At 60.2% G+C, this 23273-nt stretch carries 20 protein-coding genes; 17 read left to right on the forward strand and 3 right to left on the reverse strand.

The window, feature by feature from the left end:
- The first annotated feature begins 7 nt into the window (after nt 1-7).
- From IVA81_RS03710 to IVA81_RS03720, 3 genes are all read left to right on the forward strand, one after another.
- A complete protein-coding gene (locus IVA81_RS03710; RefSeq protein ID WP_247312394.1) occupies nt 8-2329 on the forward strand; it encodes a molybdopterin-dependent oxidoreductase in 2322 nt (773 codons plus the stop codon).
- 17 nt (nt 2330-2346) lie between these two features.
- Nucleotides 2347-3051, forward strand: a complete 705-nt coding sequence (locus IVA81_RS03715; protein ID WP_247312396.1) for an SDR family NAD(P)-dependent oxidoreductase — start codon at nt 2347-2349, stop codon at nt 3049-3051.
- An 80-nt stretch (nt 3052-3131) separates the two neighbouring features.
- Entirely contained in the window at nt 3132-3953 is an 822-nt protein-coding gene (locus IVA81_RS03720) for an enoyl-CoA hydratase-related protein (RefSeq protein WP_247312399.1), read from the forward strand.
- 42 nt (nt 3954-3995) lie between these two features.
- Here the strand turns inward: IVA81_RS03720 and IVA81_RS03725 are convergent, their stop codons facing one another.
- A complete protein-coding gene (locus IVA81_RS03725) occupies nt 3996-4427 on the reverse strand; it encodes a helix-turn-helix domain-containing protein (protein WP_247312402.1) in 432 nt (143 codons plus the stop codon).
- Between the two features lie 267 nt (nt 4428-4694).
- Between IVA81_RS03725 and IVA81_RS03730 the strand changes: the two genes are divergently transcribed.
- The 8 genes from IVA81_RS03730 to IVA81_RS03765 all read left to right on the forward strand — a co-directional run bounded on the left by IVA81_RS03730 (nt 4695) and on the right by IVA81_RS03765 (nt 13499).
- Nucleotides 4695-5558 carry an alpha/beta hydrolase gene (locus tag IVA81_RS03730; RefSeq protein WP_247312404.1) on the forward strand — a complete coding sequence of 288 codons (864 nt, stop codon included), beginning with the start codon at nt 4695-4697 and terminating at the stop codon, nt 5556-5558.
- 34 nt (nt 5559-5592) lie between these two features.
- Entirely contained in the window at nt 5593-6597 is a 1005-nt protein-coding gene (locus IVA81_RS03735; RefSeq protein WP_247312407.1) for an NADP-dependent oxidoreductase, read from the forward strand.
- Nucleotides 6598-6624: 27 nt separating this feature from the next.
- A complete protein-coding gene (locus IVA81_RS03740) occupies nt 6625-7404 on the forward strand; it encodes an SDR family oxidoreductase (protein ID WP_247312410.1) in 780 nt (259 codons plus the stop codon).
- 223 nt (nt 7405-7627) lie between these two features.
- Nucleotides 7628-9223, forward strand: coding sequence for an AMP-binding protein (locus IVA81_RS03745; protein WP_247312413.1), 1596 nt, complete (start codon nt 7628-7630; stop codon nt 9221-9223).
- Between the two features lie 108 nt (nt 9224-9331).
- Nucleotides 9332-10516, forward strand: a complete 1185-nt coding sequence (locus IVA81_RS03750; protein ID WP_247313315.1) for an ABC transporter substrate-binding protein — start codon at nt 9332-9334, stop codon at nt 10514-10516.
- A 69-nt stretch (nt 10517-10585) separates the two neighbouring features.
- Nucleotides 10586-11686 (forward strand): NADH:flavin oxidoreductase, encoded by a 1101-nt coding sequence (locus IVA81_RS03755; protein ID WP_247312416.1) that lies wholly within the window; start codon nt 10586-10588, stop codon nt 11684-11686.
- A gap of 177 nt (nt 11687-11863) precedes the next feature.
- Nucleotides 11864-12655 (forward strand): crotonase/enoyl-CoA hydratase family protein, encoded by a 792-nt coding sequence (locus IVA81_RS03760; RefSeq protein ID WP_247313318.1) that lies wholly within the window; start codon nt 11864-11866, stop codon nt 12653-12655.
- Nucleotides 12656-12707: 52 nt separating this feature from the next.
- Nucleotides 12708-13499, forward strand: a complete 792-nt coding sequence (locus tag IVA81_RS03765) for an SDR family oxidoreductase (RefSeq protein WP_247312418.1) — start codon at nt 12708-12710, stop codon at nt 13497-13499.
- Nucleotides 13500-13560: 61 nt separating this feature from the next.
- On the opposite strand, the gene IVA81_RS03770 is transcribed toward IVA81_RS03765, so the two are convergent.
- On the reverse strand, nt 13561-14019 hold the full coding sequence (locus IVA81_RS03770) for a MaoC family dehydratase (protein ID WP_247312421.1): 459 nt from the start codon (nt 14017-14019) through the stop codon (nt 13561-13563).
- A 196-nt stretch (nt 14020-14215) separates the two neighbouring features.
- Here IVA81_RS03770 and IVA81_RS03775 point away from each other — a divergent pair, with 196 nt between their 5' ends.
- Both IVA81_RS03775 and IVA81_RS03780 read left to right on the forward strand, forming a co-directional pair.
- Nucleotides 14216-15163: a LysR family transcriptional regulator gene (locus tag IVA81_RS03775; RefSeq protein ID WP_247312424.1), complete on the forward strand. Its 948-nt coding sequence runs from the start codon at nt 14216-14218 to the stop codon at nt 15161-15163.
- Nucleotides 15164-15329: 166 nt separating this feature from the next.
- Nucleotides 15330-16892, forward strand: a complete 1563-nt coding sequence (locus IVA81_RS03780) for a fatty acid--CoA ligase (protein WP_247312426.1) — start codon at nt 15330-15332, stop codon at nt 16890-16892.
- A 45-nt stretch (nt 16893-16937) separates the two neighbouring features.
- Here the strand turns inward: IVA81_RS03780 and IVA81_RS03785 are convergent, their stop codons facing one another.
- Nucleotides 16938-17609: a GntR family transcriptional regulator gene (locus IVA81_RS03785; RefSeq protein WP_247312430.1), complete on the reverse strand. Its 672-nt coding sequence runs from the start codon at nt 17607-17609 to the stop codon at nt 16938-16940.
- Nucleotides 17610-17746: 137 nt separating this feature from the next.
- Here IVA81_RS03785 and IVA81_RS03790 point away from each other — a divergent pair, with 137 nt between their 5' ends.
- The 4 genes from IVA81_RS03790 to fahA all read left to right on the forward strand — a co-directional run bounded on the left by IVA81_RS03790 (nt 17747) and on the right by fahA (nt 23226).
- Complete coding sequence (locus IVA81_RS03790) at nt 17747-18523, forward strand: enoyl-CoA hydratase/isomerase family protein (protein ID WP_247312433.1); 777 nt, start codon at nt 17747-17749, stop codon at nt 18521-18523.
- Nucleotides 18524-18534: 11 nt separating this feature from the next.
- The gene (locus IVA81_RS03795; RefSeq protein ID WP_247312436.1) at nt 18535-19827 is read left to right on the forward strand and encodes a CaiB/BaiF CoA-transferase family protein; all 1293 of its coding nucleotides are present in this window, start codon (nt 18535-18537) and stop codon (nt 19825-19827) included.
- 358 nt (nt 19828-20185) lie between these two features.
- On the forward strand, nt 20186-21880 hold the full coding sequence (gene actP, locus IVA81_RS03800) for a cation/acetate symporter ActP (protein ID WP_247313320.1): 1695 nt from the start codon (nt 20186-20188) through the stop codon (nt 21878-21880).
- Complete coding sequence (fahA, locus tag IVA81_RS03805) at nt 21877-23226, forward strand: fumarylacetoacetase (protein ID WP_247312439.1); 1350 nt, start codon at nt 21877-21879, stop codon at nt 23224-23226. The genes actP and fahA overlap by 4 nt, the downstream gene beginning before the upstream one ends.
- The last annotated feature ends 47 nt before the right edge of the window (nt 23227-23273 follow it).

The raw sequence follows: 23273 nt of genomic DNA on the forward strand, positions 1-23273 counted from the left end.
GGTCACCATGACGGCCGGCAAGTGGCTCAAGACAGCCTGCAACCTGTGTTACGTAAATTGCGGTATCGAGGTCTTGGTGAGTGACGGGCGCCTTGAGAAAGTGCGGGGCGACCGTTCGAACCCGAAGTCGCAGGGCTATCTGTGCAACAAGGCGAGCCGTATTCCCTATTATGCGCATCACGGGGATCGGCTCACGAGTCCGCTACGTCGTCGCGCCGATGGCGGCTTTGACGAGATCGAATGGGACGTGGCGATCGCAGAAATCGCGCAGCGGCTGCGAGACATCGTCGACAGGTATGGCGGGAAGAGCATTGCCCTTTATGGCGGCGGTGGGCAGGGCAACCACGCTGGCGGCGCCTACGCCAGCGGACTGTTGCGCGCGCTGGGTTCGCGCAGCGTCTTCAACGCCCTTTCGCAGGAGAAAACCGGCGACTTCTGGGTCAATGGCCACATGTTCGGCAGCCAAACCTGCCACACGACAGAGGACGTGCATCATTGCGATCTCTTGCTTGTCATCGGTGCAAATCCCTGGATCGCGCACGGCTTCCCCAATGCGCGCGACCATCTCAATCAAATTCGCAAAGATCCCGCACGCAAGCTGATCGTCATCGACCCCCGGCGAACCGAAACCGCAGAGATGGCGGATCTGCATCTTGCGGTTCGTCCCGGCGCCGATGCATTTCTCCTTGGCGCGCTACTGGCCACGCTCGTCCATTCCGACCGGATCGACCACGCGTTCATTGAGGAGCATACGATCGGCTTCGCGGAAGTGAGGCAAGCGCTATTGAACATTCCCGTTGAGGAATGGGCCGCCGCCGCCGATATCTCGATCGCGGAGCTGGAGCGCTGCGCGGCGATGATCGCGGCCGCGAAGGCCATGGTGGTTCGGGTCGAGCTTGGCATCCAGCAAGGCGTCAACTCGACTCTGAACTCCTATCTCGAGAAGCTCTTGATCATGCTTTCCGGCAATTTCGGCCGTGAAGGCACCAACCAGTTGCATAGCTGGCTTCAACCGCTATGGGGAAATTCTCCGAACCAGACATTCGCGCCGACCGGCGATGCTATTATTGGCGGCTTGTTGCCGCCCAACATCTTCCCCGAAGCGGTGCTCAAGGACCATCCGGATCGGTTACATTGCGCCTGGATCGACAGCTCCAATCCGGCCAACACCGCCGCAAACACCGAGGCGGTAGAACGCGCGCTGCAGTCGCTGGACCTGTGCGTCGTGGTCGACGTTGCTATGACCGAGACCGCACGGCTCGCGCATTACGTTCTCCCGGCCTCCTCGCAATTCGAGAAGACCGAGTTTACTCTGTTCAACTACGACTTCCCGACAAACTATTTTCAAGTTCGTGCCGGTGTCTTGCCGCCGCTCGCCGGTACCTTGCCGGAGCCCGAGATCTACACGCGGCTTGCCATCGCCTTGGGGCTTCTGCCGGGTGACAATGTGCTCGCGCCGTTGCGCGAAATTGCACGGCACTCGCGACCTGAATTCGCCGCGGCCTTCCGCGCTTTCATCGCTGAAAACCCTGCGGCAGTGCCTGCCCTGGTGCTCTACCATACGCTGGGGCAGACGCTTCCGGACGGTACGGCGGCCGCGGCGCCTATGTGGAGTGCGGCATTGGCTTGCGCGAAGCGATCGCCGCGAGCAGTGCGGCGGGCGATCGGCGCATCCGACGAGGTGGCGGACCAGCAGCTCGGAAATCTCCTGTTCAACACTATCGTGGCCGCTCGGCAGGGCACAGCGGTTACCCGGCACGACTATGACGAGGTCTGGTCATTGATCAGCCATTCGGATCGCAAAGTTCGGCTGGTGGTGCCACAGATGTTGGAATGGCTCGCCCGTCTCGATCCTCAAGCGGCGGGCGCGCCAAAAGAGTTCCCGTTCATGCTGGCGGCTGGTGGCCGTCGCATGTTCAATGCCAACCAGATATTTCGCGATCCCGCGTGGCGTCGCGAGGACCCGGACGGCGCCCTGTTGATCAATTCGAGCGATCTGAGCGAGTTGGGCGCAAAGGATGGTGACTGGATCGCCGTCGAGTCGTCGGTCGGGCGGCTCGTTGTCCGCTCCAAAGTCGATGACGCCATGCGCAAGGGCCAGCTGGCGCTGCCGCACGGTTACGGCCAGGCATACCCGACGTCGGATGGAGAGCGCCTGATCAACGGACCGCGCATCAATCTGCTCACCGAGAGCGGCAACCGCGATCCCATTGCGGGCACGCCCTACCACAAGAACGTCCCGGTGCGCTTGTCCCTGGTGTCCGGGCACGAAGCTGCCGCCTATCAGTCGCAATCCGAGCGAATTCACAAGAGAGCGGCCGGACAATAGCTCAAAGGAAGCATCAAATGACCGAGAAGCCAATCGCGATCGTGACCGGGGTAGGGCCAGGCACCGGAGCTGCCATCGTCAAGCGCTTCTCTGCCGGTGGTTTCCGCATCATCGCGCTGGCTCGCTCTAAAGAACTCATCAATCGCCTTGCGCAAGAGCTTCCTGACGTGCACGCGTTGACCTGTGACGTCTCGGACGAGAGCCAGGTGCGGACCGTAATCAGTGACATAAAGCGGCGTTTCGGCCCGGTTGACGTTCTCATCCACAACGCGGTCGGAGGGGGCTGGGGGAATTTTCGCGAGATCGAGCCGAAGATGCTGAAGGGCAACTTCGAAGTCAACGTGATGGGCCTATTGTACTTGGCCCGCGAAGTGGCGCCTGACATGATCGATCGCGGCAGGGGTGCAATCCTTGTGACCGGAAACACGTCTTCGATCCGAGGCAAAGCTAATTTCGCCGGCTTCGCTCCGACAAAGGCGGCGCAGCGTATTTTGGCCGAGTCGATCGCACGTGACATGGGACCTCTCGGCGTGCACGTCTCCTACGTTCTCATCGACGCCGTTATCGATACGCCTCGGATGCGCGCGCGGATGAGCGACAAACCGGATGAATTCTTCATCAAGCCTGCCGCGATCGCCGACGAATTGCTTCATCTTTACGGTCAGGACCGGTCGGCCTGGTCATTCCTTACGGAACTGCGGCCATTCCGCGAAAATTGGTGATGCTCGAACGAAAAGAAGCGGGGACACGGCGCGCTGGGTCACTTTGGAGAGCTATCCGCGGGACTTGAAAGGTCAGAACCATGAGTGATGGATCAATCTCGGTTGATACGGGGACGGACGAACTGCTTTGCGCGATCCGGGATCGCGTCGCGGTGATGACCTTGAACCGACCTGAAGCCCGAAATTCATTGTCCGATCAGCTTACGCCGGCGTTGCGCCGAATGATCAAGCAGAATGGAGATGATCCTGAAGTCGGAGCCCTCCTGATAACAGGTGCAGGCACTGCTTTCTGTTCGGGCGGCGACGTCAAGGGGATGGGCGGCAACTCTGCCGCGCCGGCCATGTCAGTCAGCGACAAGGTTGCGCGATTGCGGGAACGTCAGCGAACCCTGACCGGCGTACTTGTCTCGGTGCGGAAGCCCACCATCGCGGCCTTGCCGGGACCGGCGGCTGGCGCCGGGCTTGCGATCGCGCTCGCCTGCGACCTTCGTATAGCAGCCGAATCCGCCATCATGACGACTGGCTACGCCAGGATTGCACTCACCGGCGATTACGGTGTCTCGTGGCTGTTGACCCGGCTGGCCGGGACGGCGCGTGCCCGCGAACTGATGTTCTTGTCCGAACGTATCGATGCACGCCGCTGCGAAGCGCTGGGGCTGGTAAATCGCGTGGTGTCCGATTCTGAACTGCAGCACGAAGCATTTGCAGTGGCGAGGACGTTGGCGGACGGTCCGGCGAGCGCGTTTGCCTCTATCAAGGATAATCTCGATCTTGCGCTGTCGGCTGACTTCCTGACGTCAATGGATCAGGAGGCCGAGAGGATGGTCGTTGCGGCGGGCACTGCGCAGCACGCCGAAGCCGTCCGGGCTTTTATTGAGAAGCGTTCTCCCAGTTACGGGTGAGACCCGGCGGGTTCATTGCCTTGAAGGCGGAATGGGAATAACTCATTCGGGTTCGGCGATACGAATGGAACGTGTTCCGATCGGAGCGCCGGTCGCGCGGTCGATGGTGAGGGCATCAATCTCCGTTCCGTTCTCGGCGTCGAAGAAGCGGATCATCTTGCCTCCGCCACGATGCTTGCGTCCCCACGCGCCAATCGCAAAGAGGACCGGCAAGAAGTCGCGCCCGGCTTCCGTCAGCACATATTCATCCCGTGCCGGACGTTCTGAATAACGGCGCTTCTCCAGCAATCCCTCGTCAACCAGGGCTGAAAGCCGACCCGTCAGCATCGTCGGCGCGATACCGAGACTCTTACGAAAGTCGTCGAAGCGGGTCAGCCCTCCATGGGCATCGCGCATGATCAGCATGCTCCATGCGTCCCCGACAATCGCCAGGCTCCGGGCGATCATGCAGGGCTGATCCGAAAGTTTTTTCATGTAAGTCTCGTTTTAGTAGTGACTTAATACTAAATTAATAGTAACAGATCGAGCGTCGGTATTCCAGACCAAATTGAGAAGACCGGAGCCGAGCAGACAGAACGCAGAAATTGCGCCGATCCCGAGCCAGCATTGGGTTGGTGTCGGGGCCAGCGGCGGCGCAGCAAGCCGTGCATCTCTGGTTGCGCAATGGAATGGCCGTGCCAAATCGACCGATGTCCCTCTGATCTCAGCGATTCCGGTGTCAGACGAACTATGGAGCAAGTGATGTCAAACTATGTCAGCCGCCCGGGATCGGTTGTGCGCTATGTCGACGCGCCAAATCTTTCGATCAGTGTTGCAGGAATAACCTTTGCCTATCGCGATATCGGTCCGCGCACGGGCGTGCCGTTGATCCTTCTCAACCATTGGGGCGCGGTTCTCGACAATTTCGATCCACCGATCGTCGATGGGCTCGCCACCAGGCATCGCGTCATCGCGATCGACTACCGAGGTATCGGCGCTTCTAGCGGGAAAGCGCCTCTTACGGTTGGCGAAATGGCGCAAGATACGATTGCTCTGATCGCCGCGCTGGGCTTTGAAAAAGTCGATCTGCTCGGCTTTTCCCTCGGCGGTTTCGTGGCCCAGGATATCGCGCTGAAGGCGCCTAATCTCGTGCGAAAGCTGATTCTGACCGGCACGGGCCCGGCAGGCGGCAAAGGTATCGAGAAGGTTGGGCCGGTGTCCTGGCCACTGATGATCAAGGGCTTGCTGACCTTGCGAGACCCGAAATTCTACCTGTTCTTCACCTCCACGGCCAATGGCCGCCGGGCCGCAAAGGCCTTTCTGGCAAGGCTGAAGGAGCGTAAGGCAGATCGGGACAAAGGAGCCACGCCAGAGGCCCTGTTGCGGCAACTCAAGGCCATCAAGAGCTGGGGCCAGCAGGCGCCTCAGGATCTCGGCAGCATCCGCATCCCGGTCCTGATCGCGAATGGCGACAACGACATCATGGTGCCGACCGCAAACAGCACCGACATGGCACGGCGTATCCCGGGCGCACAATTGGTCATCTACGAAGATGCCGGGCATGGCGGGATTTTCCAGAACCATGCCGATTTCGTGCCGAAGGCGCTGTCCTTCCTCGACGCCTGACGCCGCGACCAAATTTCAAATTGGAGATGACATCATGAAGGCATTCGTTGTCGACAAATACAAGAAGAAAGGCGCTCTGCGCCTAGCAACCATGCCAGAACCGGAGTTGCGGGACGATGATGTCCTGGTTCGGGTTCATGCAACTGCTGTGAACGTTCTGGACTCCAAGATCAGGGATGGAGAATTCAAACTCATCCTGCCGTATCGTCCGCCTTTCATTCTGGGCCACGATGTTGCCGGGCTAGTCGTCAGGGTTGGCCGCAATGTCAGGCGGCTCAAGGCAGGCGACGAGGTCTATGCACGGCCGCGCGATCATCGGGTCGGAACATTCGCCGAATTCATTGCCATCAATGAAGCGGACGTGGCGCTAAGGCCCAAAAATATCAGCATGGAAGAGGCCGCCTCCATCCCGCTAGTGGGGCTGACCGCTTGGCAGGCGCTGGTCGAGGTGGGCAAGCTGAAGCCTGGCCAGAAGGTCTTCATCCAGGCCGGCTCCGGCGGGGTGGGGACTTTCGCCATCCAGCTCGCCAAGCATCTCGGTGCGGTCGTTGCGACGACGACGAGCGCGAAAAATGTCGAGCTGGTCAAGAGTCTCGGCGCGGACCTGGTCATCGATTACAAGACGCAGGATTTCGAGAAGGTCTTGTCGGGCTACGATCTGGTCCTGCACAGCCAGGACGCCAAGGCGCTCGAAAAATCTCTGCGCGTGCTCAAGCCGGGCGGCTTGCTCATCTCAATCTCCGGGCCGCCCGACCCCGAATTCGCCAGGGAGCAGGGCATGAACCTCTTCCTGAAACTGGTGATGCGTTTGCTGAGCCATGGTGTGCGGAAGAAAGCCAGCAAACTTGGTGTGCGCTTCTCATTCCTGTTCATGCGAGCGCAAGGACAGCAGCTACGCGAAATCACGTCCCTGATCGAATCCGGCGTAATCCGTCCGGTCGTGGATAAGGTTTTTCCGTTTGAGAAGACCGCGGATGCGCTGGCCTATGTCGAGACCGGGCGCGCAAAGGGCAAGGTCGTCGTTGCAGTGAACCAATAGGTCGCCAAACTCATCCGAGGGGGTAACATGACTCAATCCGAACACGACACCCAACCTTCAAACCAGGACGTAGCTCTCATTGTCGGCGGCGGCCCGGGCATCAGCTCGAGTTGCGCCAGGCTGTTCGCTGAAAACGGGATGCGTGTCGGCGTCGCAGCCAGGCATCCCCAAAAAGCGGTCCTTGAGACTCTCGAGAAGACGCATGGGGTGCGGCGATACACCTGCGATGCAAGCGAACCGGCGGCCGTGGCGCAATTGTTCGCGAACGTCGTTCAAGAGATCGGGACGCCGAGGCTTGTCGTGCACAACATCGACGGTCGCGTTCCCGGCATTTTCCGCAAGAACGTTATCGAGGCCGATCCGGTCATGGCGCTCGAGACACTTCGAAACTCCGCGTTCAGCGCGTTTCTGGTGGGTCAACAGGCCGCTCGGCTCATGCTCGGAAACGAGCCTGATGCCAATGGTGCGAGAGGAACGATCATTTTCACGAACGCCAGCGCGGCGCTCAAGGGCTTTCCATCAAGCGGCGCATTCGCGATGGCGTGCCATGCCAAGTCCGGACTCGCGCAAAGCATGGCGAGAGAATTGATGCCGCAGGGAATCCACGTGGCGAATGTGCCGATCGACGCCGCGATCGGGTGGACTCAGGAGGACGGGACCCGCGCGCACCGGCTGGCGGGAACGACTGTCGATGACAATATGGCCGACCCCGCCCATATCGCGGAAACCTATCTGCAACTGCACCATCAGCATCGGTCGACCTGGGCCTTTGAAGTCGTGCTGCGGCCGTGGGTCGAGAAATGGTAGTCGCGCTTAGCTGATCTCTCCGATGATCGCGCAGAGGCGATCAATTCTAAATTGGAATTCTATGCCTTTGCCAAGATGTCGTCGTTTGAAGTTCGCTCGACATTCGCTCGACTTGACAGTTCTATTTTAGAACGCTTTACTCCTCCGGCCAATAGGAAGGGTGCGGACCTCCCGGTTGAAGGAGCCGCAACGCTGCCGAAAACAAGGCACAGGGGAGGATGGCATGAGGAGCGTGGACGAGCTCACCGCGGCCGAACTGCTGGACGGCCTGCCGTCCAGGGTGCACGAAGTCTACGCGCCTTTCGTGCGGGACATCCCGGATCACCCGGCCTTCGTGGAAGGCAGGCGTTCCTGGAGCTACCGGCAGTTCTCGGATGCTGTCGATGCCGCGGCAAAAGACCTGGCTGGTTTGGGCATCAGGCCCGGCGATCGTGTGATGATTGCCAGTGAGAACAGCGTGGCCCTCGGCGTGATGCTCTTCGCAGCGAGCAAGCTCGATGCCTGGGGTATTCCAGTCAATCCCCGCCTTTCGCCAAGAGAGATCGACCTGATCGGGACGCACAGCGGCGCAAGACGCGTGCTGTTCAACTCGGCTCTATCGAAGGAAGCGGCCGATCATGCCGCCCGCCTCGGGGCGAAGATCGGCGCCGTGGGGCCGTTCGGCGGAATCGGCATCGGTCCTCTCAATGCGGATGCCGAAGCGGAGCCCGTCGAGAAGGATGGCGCCCACCAGGTCGCAGGCCTTTTATACACCTCGGGCACGACCGGCGCACCGAAGGGCGTCATGCTGAGCCATCGCAACCTCCTCTTCACCGCAAGGACGTCGGGAATCCTTCGCCAAAGCAGTCCAGGCGACCGGATCTACGGCGTGCTGCCGATGTCGCACATCGTCGGGTATGCGATTTTGCTGATCTCGACGCTGATGCACGGCGGCACGTTGCATGTCGTGGCCAAGGCCGATCCCGCTGCGCTGGCTCATGCCATCGCCGAGGAGGGGATTACAAGCCTGTTCGGCGTTCCCGCCACATATCAGCGTCTGCTCGAACACAAGGCGGTCAAGGGCATCCAAGGGCTCGAACGGGGCAGGTTGCGCATCATGGCGGTCGCCGGCGCTCCGCTCGACCTCGATCTCAAGAAGCGGATCGAGGACGAGTTTGGAATCCCGCTGCTGAACAATTACGGCATCACGGAATGCTCACCGGGACTCACGGGCGTCCGTTCGGAACAACCCGTCTCGGATGAATCGGTCGGGCCCTTTCTTCCCGGCATCGAGCATCGAATCGTGGACGGACAAGGAAAGAAGGTGGCGACCGGCGAGGTGGGCGAATTGCACGTTCGAGGTCCGAACATCATGCTCGGCTACTATCGCGCGCCCGACCTGACGGCGGCGGCGATCGATGATCGGGGATGGTTCAACACGGGGGATCTCGCGCGGGTGAACGGCAAGGGGCATCTCTATATCGCCGGCCGCACCAAGGAGCTGATCATTCGTTCCGGCTTCAACGTTTACCCCGCCGAGGTGGAGGCGGTGCTGAACGCGCACGACCAGGTCGTCCAATCGGCTGTGGTGGGACGATCGGTCGATGGCAACGAGGAGGTCGTCGCGTTCGTTCAGCTTCTTCCCGGTGCCCGCGTCAGCGTCGAGGACCTCAAGGCGTACACGGCCCAATTGCTCACATCGTACAAGCGTCCGACCGAACTGATCGTGCTTGACGCTTTGCCCGCGGCTTCCACCGGCAAGATATTGAAGCACAAATTGCGGGAGATGGCGAACGAGCGAGTGAGCTCAGAGACGTCCAACGCGGCGGCCGTCGGCTGACGGACGCGAGGAGCGGCAGAGGCGTCCGAAATCGAACTCGCATGATCAAGCAAGAATGGTGAGCGACGGATCTGTCGCCGAAGGGAGATGACAATGTTGAGGAACGCGATGCTGGTAGCCGCGCTCGCGGCAGTGGCGGCCGGTGCCCCCGCGCATGCGCAGACGCCGGGCGTCACCGAATCCGAGGTGAAGATAGGGGCGACGTTCCCGTTTAGCGGCCCCGCTTCGCCGCTCAGCAATACCGGAAAGGGCATGATCGCCTACGTCAATTCGATCAACGAGCGTGGCGGCATCAACGGGCGGAAGATCAACCTCATCACGTATGACGATGGCTACAGCCCTCCCAAAACGGTGGAGCAGACCAGGAAACTCATCGAGAGCGACGAGGTGGCGTTCCTGTTTGGCCCGTTGGGTACGCCCGGCATCAGCGCCACCATCAAGTACGTCAACGCGAAGAAAGTGCCGCACCTGTTTGTCGTGAGTGGGGTTAGCAAGTTCACGAATTTCGTTGAATTCCCCATGACCACGACGGGATTGCCGAGCTACGACACCGAAGGACGAATCTACGCAAAATACATCACCCAGACCCGGCCGGACGCGAAGATCGCGATACTCTATCAGAACGATGATTTGGGTAAGGACTTCGTCAATGCATTCAAGGCCTACCTGAAGGACGGTTTCGACAAGAAGGTCGTCGTGTCCTCCTATGAGGTGACCGAGCCGACCATTGATTCTCACGTGGTGTCGTTGAAATCGTCTGGCGCAGAGGCCTTTTTGGTGGCCGGAACGCCAAAATTCGCAGCGCAGGCCATCAAGAAAGTCGACGAGATCGGTTGGAAGCCGCTGTTCCTGATCAACTTCGTTTCGAGCTCGGTGTCTTCGACCATCGTCCCCGCAGGACCGGAAAAGGCGGTAGGCATAGTCGCTGCGACAATCACCAAAGATCCGAACGACAAGAAGTGGGCAGACGATCCGGGCATTAAGTGGTACCGTGACTTTTTTGCCAAATACCTGCCAGGCGCCGATATCGGCGATAACAATTATCTGTTCGGTACCCAGCAGGGACAGATCCTGGAGCAGGTGCTCAAGCAGTGCGGCAACGATCTCTCGCGCGAGAACATCGTCAAGCAATCGCGGAGCATACGCGGGCTGTCTCTTCCCACTTCCATACCGGGTGTCGTGATCAACACGGGCCCGGAAGGCAGCATGGCGTACACACAGCTACAGCTTCAGCGCTGGAACGGGACCACGTGGGAGCAATTCGGCGACGTACTCAGCGCCGACGGAAAGTGAATTGTACTTTCTAAACATGCGGCGGATGATCTAAGCCCGCAAAACGACCAACTGAATCATGGAGCACGGATGTCCAGCGACGTTCTTTTCCGGCCTTTCAAGCTGAAAGGGCTGAACTTGCCGAACCGGGTCGTGATGGCGCCGATGACGCGCTCATTCTCTCCGGGCGGAATCCCGACCGAAGACGTTGCGCGATATTACCGCCGCCGTGCCGAAGGAGCGGTCGGGTTCATCATATCGGAGGGTACGGGCGTGGACCGTCCGGCGTCCCTGAACGATCCGAATGTTCCCCGCTTTCATGGCGAGAAGGAGCTGGCCGGGTGGCGGCGTGTGGTTGACGAGGTGCACGCCGCGGGTGGCCTGATGGCGCCCCAGCTATGGCATGTTGGGGCCGTTCGCACGCGCGCCCAGAATTGGTCCCCTGCCGGTGCTTACGACAGTCCGTCCGGCCTGTCACGTCCGGAGAAGAAGCTCGGCGAGCCGATGAGCGAAGAGGACATCGCCGACGCCATTCGTGCTTTCGCCGATGCGGCGCTTGCGGCCAAGCGGCTGGGATTCGACGCTGTCGAATTGCACGGCGCCCACGGCTATCTGATCGATCAATTCTTCTGGGCGGGCACCAATCGCCGGGAGGATGCTTATGGTGGCAAGGACCTGCCGGGTCGGGCGCGGTTTGCCGCTGATATCATTCACGCGGTTCGCAAGTCCGTCGGACCGGACTTTCCGATATTGCTCCGCATCAGCCAGTGGAAGCAGCAGGACTACGAAGTGAAGCTGGCTGATACGCCCCGCGCATTGGAAGCCTGGCTCAAACCTCTGGTCGACGCGGGGGTCGACATTCTGCATTGCTCGCAACGACGCTTCTGGGAGCCGGAGTTCGATGGTTCCGATTTGAACTTCGCCGGATGGGCCAAAAAGGTGACGGGAGTGCCGACGGTCTCGGTCGGGTCGGTCGGTCTGACCGGCGAATTCATTGCCGCATACGGCGGAGAGAGCTCCCGCCCCGCGTCGCTCGATGAGCTGATCCGCCGCCTCGATCGCGAAGAGTTCGATCTTGTCGCGGTCGGTCGGGCGCTGCTTCAGGATCCGCAGTGGCTGCTGAAGGTCCGTGACGGCCGGACGGAGGAACTGATGGCTTTCGAACGAACCGCGTTTGCGGCGCTGAGCTAGGCTGAGCGATGAAAGGGTTTGGGGCAGGGGGCGCATCGCTGCTGAATAAGGGCTATCCAGATTTGCGGTGGCCGGTGCTTCGGTGGTCGGTCCAAGCTGGCTGGCAAGAATGATCGGTTGACGGGAGGAGCCTGCGCGTCGTTGCGCAGTCGCCTGGAAGAAATTCGGAGACGAGCAATGAGCGACACCAAGACCCAACTCGGCCAGATCCGCACCGAGGTGCACGGGCATGTGTTCAAGATCATCATCGACAACGTGTCGAAGAAAAACTCCTTCAGTCCGCAGATGATGGCGCAGATGTCGGACGCGATGACGCTTCTCGACCGCACCGACGAGTACTGGGTCGGGGTACTCTGCGCCGAGGGCCCGGATTTCACAGCCGGGTTGGATATGCCGAAGTTCTTCGGACCCAAGGCAGAGAATACCGAGATCAAGCCCGGCAACATCGATGCGTTCGCGCTGAAGAGCCGGTGTCGCAAGCCGATTGTGACGGCCGTTCAGGGGATCTGCTTCACGATCGGAATCGAAATGATGCTGGCTGGCGACATCGTCGTGGCTGCCGACGACGCCCGGTTCTGTCAGATGGAATCCAAACGCGGGATCGCGCCCCTTGGTGGTGCCCATTTTCGGTATTTGACGCGGGCGGGCTGGGGAGACGCGATGTATCACCTGTTCCTGTGCGACGAGTTTGGCGCAGCCCGGGCTCACAAGATCGGCTTCGTTCAGGAAGTCGTTGCACCCGGCCAGCAGATTGCGCGCGCGATGGAGATTGCGAATCTGATCGCCCAGAACGCGCCGATCGGCATTCAGGTGACGAAGGAGGCCGCGTTGAAATACATCGAGGCCGGCGAGAGCGCTGCGATCGACTACATTCCCAAGATCAAGGATCGCGTCTTCAGCAGCGAAGACATGAAAGAAGGCATCCAGTCTTTCGTGGAACGTCGCTCGGCGGTATTCCGCGGGAAATAGAATCCGGCGGACCGCACAGTTGGACGTCGCTCACGAGCCAGAGGATTTGACCATGGGAAGCATCAAGAAGGCATTCGATCTCACCGGCAGGAACGCCCTTGTTACGGGAGGCTCCCGTGGCCTTGGGTTGCAGATCGCCGAGGCGCTAGGTGAGCAAGGGGCACGGGTCGTGATCTCCTCTCGCAAGGCACCGGATCTGGAAAAGGCCCAGGCGCATCTGGCCGGACTCGGTATCAAGGCGGAGTGGATAGCAGCGGATAATTCTAGGGACGAAGACGTCAAGCGGCTCGCCGACGAAACGATCAAAAAGCTCGGACGGGTGGACATACTGGTGAACAACGCGGGCGCAACTTGGGGCGCTCCGACCGAGGATCATCCGATCGAAGCGTGGGACAAGGTGATGAACCTGAACATCCGCTCGCTGTTCCTGCTCAGCCAGCAGGTGGCGAAGCACTCGATGATTCCGAACAAGTATGGCCGTATCATCAACCTGGCTTCGATCGCAGGCCTGTTCGGAAGTTTCGGGGATATGCAGACAGTCGCCTACAATACGAGCAAAGGCGCGGTCGTCAACTTCACGCGGGCGCTGGCTGGGAGTTGGGGGCGCTACGGAATTACGGCCAATGCTCTGGCGCCCGGATTTTTCCCATCGAGGATGACGAAGGGCACGATCGAAGCTGTCGGTGTCGAGAAACTCGCGGCCGGTGCACCGCTGCGCCGCATCGGCGACGAGGACGATCTGAAAGGCGCCGCGGTTCTCTTCGCCAGCGATGCCGGCAAGCACATTACCGGACAGATCCTTGCCGTGGATGGCGGTCTGACTTCGGTGCTATCGTCTTCCTGAATGGTCTCTATGTCGCCGCCCTCGGTTTTCTGCGGTGATACCGTTCGTGGCGGATGGAGGGCTAGGGGACCACCAGCGTCAGCGTCTCGGCAACCAGAGCCGGTGTTTGGCTATTCTCGATCTCAAGGACCGCGTTGCCCTTGATCAACAAACGCCCGTTGTCCTTCGGTTCGACACTGGTCATGGAAAGCTGAAGGCGAACGCGGTTACCCGATCTTACCGGTGTCAGGAACCTGACCTTGTCCAGGCCATAGTTGAAGACGGCAGATGCGTCGACCGGAGCGAGCCCCAGGTCCATGCCGAGTGGTGCGATCAACGACAGGCTCAGGAAACCGTGGGCGATGGTGCCGCCCGCGGGACTTTCCCTGCTCGCGCGGTCCGCGTCCACATGAATCCACTGCTTGTCTCCAGTACAGGCCGCGAACTGGTCGATCATGGGCTGGTCGATGGTGATCCAGTCGGATGTTCCCAGATTCTGGCCCACGAAATCCCTGATCGCCTCGAGCTTGATCTTTGCCATCGCCGTGTCCGTTGTTTCGACTGTTTGGCATATTTCCCCAAACTGCGAGGAAGGCCATGTCGATTTTGTTTAACGGGGACCGCAATATTGAATAGCGGCTGACTTTGATGGCTTTATCGTTTGCGTTTCCGGGTCGTGCGACGTCGTTCGCACTCGGCGATCAAGAACCCAAAGCGTTTGCGCGAAGGACGAGAGCATGACCGAGGCAAGTTGGGATTTGTTTCGCTTGTTTTCCGTGGTGGCAAGAACTGGAAGCGTCAACCGCGCCGCGCACGAACTGGGTATGAGCCAACCGACATTGAGCAGGCGTTTGAAGGAGCTGGAGCGCTACGTGGCTGCTCCCCTGTTCTTTCGCGCCTCGTCCGGGGTGAAGCTGACGCGGGAAGGCGAGGACCTGCAACGCTCGGCGGGCGATATGATGCTGGCATTCGAGTCGTTTCATCGCGATCTGCGTTCGCGCGTCGGGCAGCGATCGTCAGTGGTCAGGATATCGGCGACCGAAGGCATGACCAAGCACTGGCTGCTTCCGCGGGTTGCGGAGCTGCGGCGGCGCGATAGCCGGATCTATCTGGAAATCATCTCCACGGTGAATCAGCAGAGCCTCGCAACGAGCGATCTGGATTACGTCATCAGGATGGGAGATCCCGGCGAGAACGATCTCATTGGAAAGCGGGTCGCGGACGTACCGATGGGGATATTCGCCTCCGAGCAATACCTCGCCGGACGCTCCGCGCCCCGGTCATTGCCAGAGCTGAGGGATCACGACATCATCGGCCATACCGCCGATTTTGTCTCGTTCCGCAACGTTCGGCCTAATCAGAGGCACTTGTTGGAATATTTCTCGGAAGCGGCGGGTATTCGCAGCGTTGTTCGGGTCAACCCGGTGGCAAACCATTTCGCCGCCGCCGGTTGCGGTCTCGGACTTGCGCTTCTTGCTGTACCGTTCGCGCAGGCCGAGGGACTGGTTCAGGTCTTGCCGCAAGAGACAGTTACGATGAACGTATGGCTGCTCCGCAGGCGCGAGAGCGACCTGAGAAAATTGACTCGTGACGTCAGACGATTCCTGGAAGCAGAATTCGCCGCTTCCAGGGAATGGCTCGCGGGCAGCCGCCGAAATGCGAGAGCGACCAAGCGGAAGGCTTAAGGCCGTTTCACAGGCTGCCATCGCGGTGTCTGGAAATATCGCGGAAAGACGCGCGAACAGGCCGTGGTCATTCTGCGCTGAATAGCGGTAGTTCAGAATTTAGATACTTGCCGGGCGCCGCGCCGGTCATCCTCCATCCCAAAAGTCATAATAATGGGAGGGATGGATGTTCAAATCGGAAAGGGCCTTGCTGTCAACGCCGATCCAGACGATCGCGGAAATTCCGCGACGTTACGCGGCGATCACTCCCGACGCAGTCGCCGTGAGCTTCGAGGGGCGCGAGACAAGCTATCGGGTCCTGGACGAATTATCCAATCAAGTCGCCAACGGCTTCGTGGCTGCGGGCGTGCGGCCGGCCAGCCGAATTGCGATTCTGGACAAGAATTCGGATCTCTTTTTTCAAGTGCTACTTGGAGCGGTCAAGGCCCGCGCCGTCCTGGTTCCCATCAATGCAAGGCTGGCACCTCCCGAGATCGTTTTCGCGATCAACGATGCCAAAACCGAGATTCTCTTCGTCGGTGAATCGTTCGAGAAACTCATCACCGAAATCCAGGATCAGCTGGACACTGTTCACCAAATCATTGTGCTGGACTCGCGTTACCTGAAGTGGCGCGATGTCCACCCCCCGACTGAGCCGAGCCTGCCAGTCAGCCCGGATGACGTTTGCCTGCAACTCTACACAAGTGGCACGACCGGCTATCCGAAAGGTGTGCAGCTTTCTCACGCAAATTTTCCGCTACACCCGGTTGACGACTGGAAGGCGTGGTCGTCCGACGATGTTATGCTGCTCGCAATGCCGTTGTTCCACATCGCTGGGGTCGGTACCGGCGTGTTCGGTCTGGTCGCCGGCCTCAAGACGATCGTGCTTCGTGAGTTCGTTCCATCGGTGGCGCTCGAAACGATAGAGCGCGATCGGGCAACGGTCACGTTCCTCGTTCCGGCGATGTTATTGGCGATGCTGGCCGAACGTAACGTCGAGACATTCGATCTCTCCTCGCTGAGGCAAATTCTTTACGGGGCGTCGCCGATACCGCTCGAGCTTCTCAGGAAGTCGCTCCGCGTGTTCAGGCATACGGGATTTTTCCAGGTCTACGGTCTTACCGAAACGACCGGCGTCATCACCGTTTTGGGAGACGCAGATCACGCCGCTGGCGATGGCGAACTCTTGAGGTCGTGTGGCCGCCCCATCGTAGGCGTCGAACTTCGGATCATCGATGCTTTGGGAAAATCGCTGCCGCCCCGACAGGTGGGTGAGGTCGTAAGCCGCTCATCGCAAAACATGAAGGGATACTGGAATCGGACAGACGACACCGCGAGGACTCTCAGGAACGGATGGCTGCATACCGGTGATGCCGGGTTTCTGGATGAGAACGGCTATTTGTATATTCATGATCGGTTGAAAGACATGATCGTCTCCGGCGGAGAGAACGTCTACCCCGCCGAGATCGAAAGTGCCCTGTACGGGCACGCGGATATCGCCGACGTCGCCGTCATCGGCGTGCCTGACGACCGGTGGGGTGAAGCGGTCAAGGCCCTCATCGTGTTGAAGCCGGATCGTGCGGCGGACCCGGCGGGCATACTGCGTTTCGCGCGGGAAAGGCTGGCGGGGTTCAAGATCCCGAAGTCGATCGAATTCGTGGAGGAGCTTCCCCGCAATCCATCCGGGAAAATCCTGAAGCGGCTGCTGCGAGAGCGCTACTGGGAAGGATACGAGCGCAGGGTCAACTGAGTGCATCGGCCGAGCTGAATGTGTCGGACGGGGAGACGTTTTTTGCTAGGCGACCGCTGCGTCCTGCAACTTGAGCGACTGCAGCGTCAGCACCTCGGTCAAGCGCAGATGTTCCGTCATCAGATCGGTGGCGAGTTTTACGTCCCGGCCAAGAATGGCGCGTGCCAGTGCCGAATGTTCGACGCGCAGATCACGATCCGCGCGCGACATTCGCACATTGATACGACGATAGCGTTCGCCCTGGACGAAGAGTTGATCGCGGATTCGAAGCAGCCAGGGGCTGTCGCAAGCCGCCACCACGGCGGCATGGAATTTCGCGTGCGCGATCATCCAGTCGTCGCCGAGGTCGTGAATGTCATGGGGCGTATGCGAGAGTTCATGATCGGCCGCGACAATAGCGGCCTCCCATTTGAGGCCGCCGAGTTTCATCGCGCGGTGCATGCACTTCAGTTCGATGTCGATTCTCACGGCCGTCAGGTCCGAAACGTCGGCGGCATTGATGGGCGCCACCCGGAAACCTCGCTGGGGCTCCGCAACGACCAGTGCCTCGGCAGAGAGACGCGAAAGGGCCTCCCGTACAACGCTCGGGCTGACCCCAAGATATTGAGCCAGATCTTGAATTTTCAGCTTTCCGTCGGCCGGCAAGCGGCCGGCCAAGATGTCCGAGCGAAGTCGAACATAGGCTGAAACGGTAAGGCTGGTCGCGTCCTGGGGCATCCCGCCATTTTCACAAGGATTCGGACGAATACAAGTTAGATCCAAAAATATCTTTTTTCTATTGACCATACGATATTTTCCGATACCGTTCCATTATTGAACTAAACGACTGACTCGGAAAAATCCGGAGGAATTCAATGACCACACCAAACGAGTTGGTTACCGTCAGTCGGGAGGGCGATCTCGTTACCCTGACGATGACTTTCGCTCCCTACAATCTCGTGGCAAAGCCGTTGCTGACGGCCCTTCTGGACGCGGTTGAGAAGGCGCATAAGGAAGGCGCGCGCGCCATTATCCTGCGCAGCGGGTTGCGGCACTTCTCAGCTGGTGCCGAAATAGAACTATTCGACAATCGCGGCGAACGGTTGCCCGAAATTGATGTGTGCGCCTGCCTGGATGCGCTCGAACAGGTCCCGGTGCCGATCATCGCGAGCATGCACGGATTGGCCCTGGGTGGCGGATTCGAGCTGGCGCTGGCCTGCGACATCATCGTTGCCGCGGACTCCTCCAAGGCCGGCATGGTCGAAGTGACGCTGGGCCTGCATCCGCTGATGGGCGCCATACAACGTGTGGCATCGCGCGCCGGCGTGGCGCGCGCCAAGGAGATGGCTCTGTTCGGCCGTCGCTATGATGCGGCGACGCTGGAGCGCTGGAATATCGTCAATCGCGTCGTGCCCGAAGCCCAGCTTGAAGAAATGACGCGGATCCTCGCGCTCGAGCTTGCGATGGGCCCGACAGTGGCGCATGGCGCCACCAAACGACTGATCCGCGAATACATGGACGAGAGCGTCGTGAAAGCCGACCGCGCAATGTCCGACGCGCAGCGTCCTATCTTCCAGAGCAACGATCTCGTCGTCGGCCTCAAGGCCTTCCGCGAGTCCGGGCCTGGACACGCCATCTTCTCTGGCCGCTGAGGGACGTTGTCATGAAAAATCGTGCCCCCCTTGCCGGAATCAAGGTCGTCGACTTCTCGCGCGTCCTTGCCGGTCCCCATTGCACCAGGGCCCTGTCGGATCTCGGCGCCGACGTGATCAAGATCGAGCCGCCGCGCGGAGACATCTCGCGGTACGCACTGCCTGGCGACGAAACCGCGAGCATGTCCTATTACTATATCCAACAGAACGTCGGGAAGCGGAACATCAGCATCGACCTCAACTTCCCCGAAGGAAGAGAAGTCGTGCGCAAGATGTGCGACAGCGCCGACATCATCGTTGAGAATTTTCGTGCCGGGACATTGAAATTCTTCGGCCTCGATTATGAATCCGTCGCCGCGCGCAACCCGAAAGTCGTCTACGCTTCGATCAGCGGCTACGGCCAGGGCAGCGCACTGTCACACCGCAGCGCCTACGCGCCGACCGTCCATGCCGAATCCGGCTTTGTCGGCGGGATGATCGACCATCTCGGCGAGGATCTCACGGTCAAGCGGCACGATGCCTATTCGCATGCCGATATTTATACGGGCCTCGAAGCGATCATCGGCATTCTGGCAGCGCTGCATCACCGCGACCAGACAGGCGAGGGCCAATATGTCGATATTGCGATGGCCGCCACCATGCTTGCCGTCAATGAGCGGGTTCACGCCGATCTCTCCGACGCGGATCTCGGCGCCGAACCGGCGGCGCTCGGACCTGCTGACTCGCCGTTTTTCAAGACAAGCTACGGTGACGTCATCACAATCGCGACCAGTGTCGTCAGCAGTCTGACGTTTCCGAACTACATCGCGGCAATGCGCCGCCCCGATCTCGCTTCGGATCCCAGATTCGCCACGCCGGCGGCGCGCAGGAAGAATCTCAACGCGCTTTACCAGATCATCCAGCAGTGGATTCTCTCCTTTGCCACAGCTGGAGAACTCGATGCCCAGCTCGACGAAGTAAAGCTGGCGTTCGGCGTGGTCCGCTCGGTCAAGGACTTCGCCGGTTCGGACTGGGTCAAATGGTGGGGCGCGATAGAAGAGGTTACCGACCGCCGCGGCAAGGCGGTCAGGATCCCCGGCAAGCCCTGGCACTTCTCAAAGACGCCGCTGGCCGCTGCGCGCGAAGCCGCCTTTCGCGGCGAACACAACGTCGAAGTGATGAAGGAGTACGGCTACTCCGATCAGGAGATTGCTGCCCTTACCAATTCGGGCGTGCTGCTGACGAACATTCCGCCGCGGCCCTCGCCGTCGACAGAAACATCCGCGCCGCCCGATAGTGACGATGTCCTGAAGCAGGCGTCCTAGCTGCGTTGAAGCCAACTAAACAAAAATGCGGGAGGGAAATCATGTCGTTGTTGCTGTCTTCGGAACAGACGCAAAAAATTCTGTCTAATCCGTCTTTTCGGGAGCTGACCGCCGCACGGGCGCGGTTGCGGTGGGGGCTCTCGATCGTCACGTTGCTGATGTTCTTCGGCTTCATCGGCCTGATCTCGGCGGCGTCCTCAGCGCTCGGGAAGAGCATGGCAGGGGGAGCCGTTCCGTTAGGCATGGCGATCGCGCTTGGTATGATCGCCCTGGTCGTTGCCTTGACCGGTTACTATGTGCGCCGTTCGAACACCTACTTCGACGGCCTGACGCAGCTCGTTCGCCGGGAGTGTGGCCGATGATCATGCGTATTCTACTGGCGGCCATCGCGGCGACAGTTTCCTTTTCCGCGCATGCGCAGGCGACGCCTGTCGTGGCGGGGCGCGATCTCAACTGGGTTGCGATCGGCATGTTCCTGTTGATCGTCGCCGTCACGCTCCTCATCACCTATCGATCGGCTGGTCGAACCAAATCAAAGGCGGACTTTTATACCGCGGGCCATGAGATCACACCGCTCCAGAACGGCCTTGCCATTGCGGGGGATTTTCTTTCCGCCGCGGCTTTCCTCGGTATTTCGGCGTTGATCTATGCGACCGGCTTCGATGGCCTCATCTACGCGCTTGGCTTCTTGACGGGCTGGCCGATCGTGCTGTTCATGATGTCGGAGCGTTTGCGCAACCTCGGCAGTTACACGTTCGCCGACGCAGCGTCGTTTCGCCTTGATCGGACCTCGGTCCGTTTGGTCGCCGCCACCGGTAGTCTCGTGGTCGTGCTGTTCTACCTGATCGCGCAGATGATCGGCGCCGGCAAGGTTATTCAGCTTCTGTTCGGCGTGAACTATCTGTTCGCAGTCGCCGGCGTCGGACTTCTGATGATCGTCTATGTGGCTGTCGGCGGCATGCAGGCAACCACCTGGGTTCAAATCACCAAGGCATTGCTGCTGCTGATCGGCGGAACCTTGATGGCTCTGGTGGTGTTGTGGCGCTTCGATTTCAGCCTTGGACACCTTTTCGCCGAGGCGAGCCGGGTCCACCCCAAGGGTGCGGCAATTCTCTCTCCCGGCGGGCTGTTCGCTGAGCCGGTTTCCGCGATCTCGCTTGGACTCGCGCTGGTGTTCGGGACCGCTGGATTGCCGCATATCCTGATGCGGTTCTTCACCGTCAGCGATTCGGCAGGCGCACGGAAGTCGGTTTTCTATGCGACGACCTGCGTGGCCTATTTCTGCCTGGTCATCCCGCTGTTCGGCTTTGCCGCGATGGTGGTCCTTATGCCGGACGCGAGTTTCTTCAACGTCGGCGCGGGCGGTCAGTTCAACAAGATTACCGATCTGATCGGCGGTCCCAATATGGCGGCGGTGCACCTGGCGGGGGCTCTCGGCGGACCAATCCTGCTTGGGTTTATCTCGGCCGTCGCGTTTGCCACCATTCTCGCCGTGGTGGCCGGATTGACGCTCGCCGGCGCCTCCGCGGTGAGCCACGACATTTATGGGCAGGTGATTGCGAAGGGTAACGCGCCGGAGGCACGTGAGGTGATGGTTGCTAAGATTGCCGCGGTGGCGACCGGCATCGTCGCGGTGGGCCTCGCCATCATCTTCGAGAACCAGAATGTCGCGTTCATGGCGGGACTAGCGCTCTCGGTCGCGGCAAGCTGCAATTTTCCGGTGCTGGCGATGGCGATCTTTTGGCGCGGTACCACGACGCGCGGCGCGGTTGCCGGCGGCCTGGTCGGCCTGTTCAGCTCTCTCCTGTTCGTCGTGCTTAGCAAGACGGTCTGGGTCGCGGTGTTCCATTTTGCGGGGCCGTTGTTTCCCTACGACAATCCGGCGCTCTTCTCGATGCCCCTGGCATTTCTGGTGATTTGGCTCGGTTCGCTTAGTGACCGAACGGCCCGTGCCACGGCGGAGCGGCGCGCGTTTGATGCTCAGTTCGTACAATCGGAGATCGGAATCGGGCTCTCTGAAGGCAACAACGCGCTGGCAGGAGTTGCACGATGAGCGCCACGATCGACGAGACCCACGATCCTGCGCGCCGCAGTTTTGTATCGGCCGCCAACGACCCTTCCGGCGACTTCCCCATCCAGAATCTGCCGCTCGGCGTCTTCAGTCGTGGCAAGGACGGAAAACTATCCGCGGGGATTGGGATCGGCGATCAGATCCTCGATCTTCATGCGGCGCACAGGGCCGGTCTCCTGCCGGCAGAAATTCCCGAGTGGACCGTTGCAGACTCCTCGCTCAACTCGCTGTTTGCCTTGGGGCCTCGTTCGTTGCGGGCCTTACGGAAGGCAATCAGTGCCGCGCTTGACGCCAGCTCAAGTAGTGAGGCTGCGCGCCGCCGTGCGTCGGACCTGCTGGCCCCAATGCGCGCCTGCACGATGTATCGTCCGACCGCGGTGCCGAACTACACGGATTTTTATGCCGGCATACATCACGCGAAGGCGGCGGGTGCGCTTCTCACGCCTGAAAACCCGCTGCCTGCCAACTATAAGTGGGTGCCGATTGCCTATCACGGACGGGCTTCTTCGGTGCAAGTCGGGCAGGGCGTTGTTCGCCGACCCGTTGGACAGTGGACGCCATCGGTCGACGGAGGCAGTCCTGGCTTTGGTCCGTGCGACCGGCTCGATTTCGAATTGGAGATGGGGTTCTACCTCAGCGGCGGCAATGAGCTCGGAAGTCCAATCCCGGTTGCACGCGCAAGCGAACAGATTGTCGGCTATTCACTTCTCAACGACTGGTCGGCGAGGGACGTCCAGCGCTGGGAGATGTACCCACTCGGCCCATTCCTCAGCAAGAGTTTCGCGACATCCGTCTCGCCGTGGGTCATCACCGCGGACGCATTGGCTCCGTTCCGCATTCCGGCGATGGCTCGTCCTCACGGGGACCCCCAGCCGTTGAAATATCTGCTCGACGACGACGATCAAAGAATTGGCGGGCTCGACATCCGTCTGAGAGTGTTTCTCACGACCGAAAAGATGCGGGCCGCAAGGGACGTTCCAGCCGAAATTCTCAGTTCGAACGCCAAGTATCTATATTGGACTCCGGCGCAAATGGTTGCGCACCACACGATCAATGGATGCAACCTTCTACCGGGGGACCTGATCGGCACCGGTACGATCTCCGGACCCACCGACGCTGAATTGAGCAGCATGCTCGAATTCACTTCTGCCGGAACCCGCCCCATTACGCTTCCCAACGGAGAGCGTCGCGGCTTTCTACACGACGGTGACGAGATCCGATTTGAGGGGCGCTGCACTCGTGAGGGTTTTGCATCCATCGGCTTCGGAGTGTGCGTCGGGACGATTGCGGCACCTCATCAAACGGCGCTTGAAAGCAGGGCGGCCTGATCCGCGCGTGTTAAGCGAAGAGTCGCGCCCTCGAGCGATCCGCTCTC

It is taken from the genome of Bradyrhizobium sp. 141 (assembly GCF_023074055.1).
GTDB lineage: Bacteria > Pseudomonadota > Alphaproteobacteria > Rhizobiales > Xanthobacteraceae > Bradyrhizobium.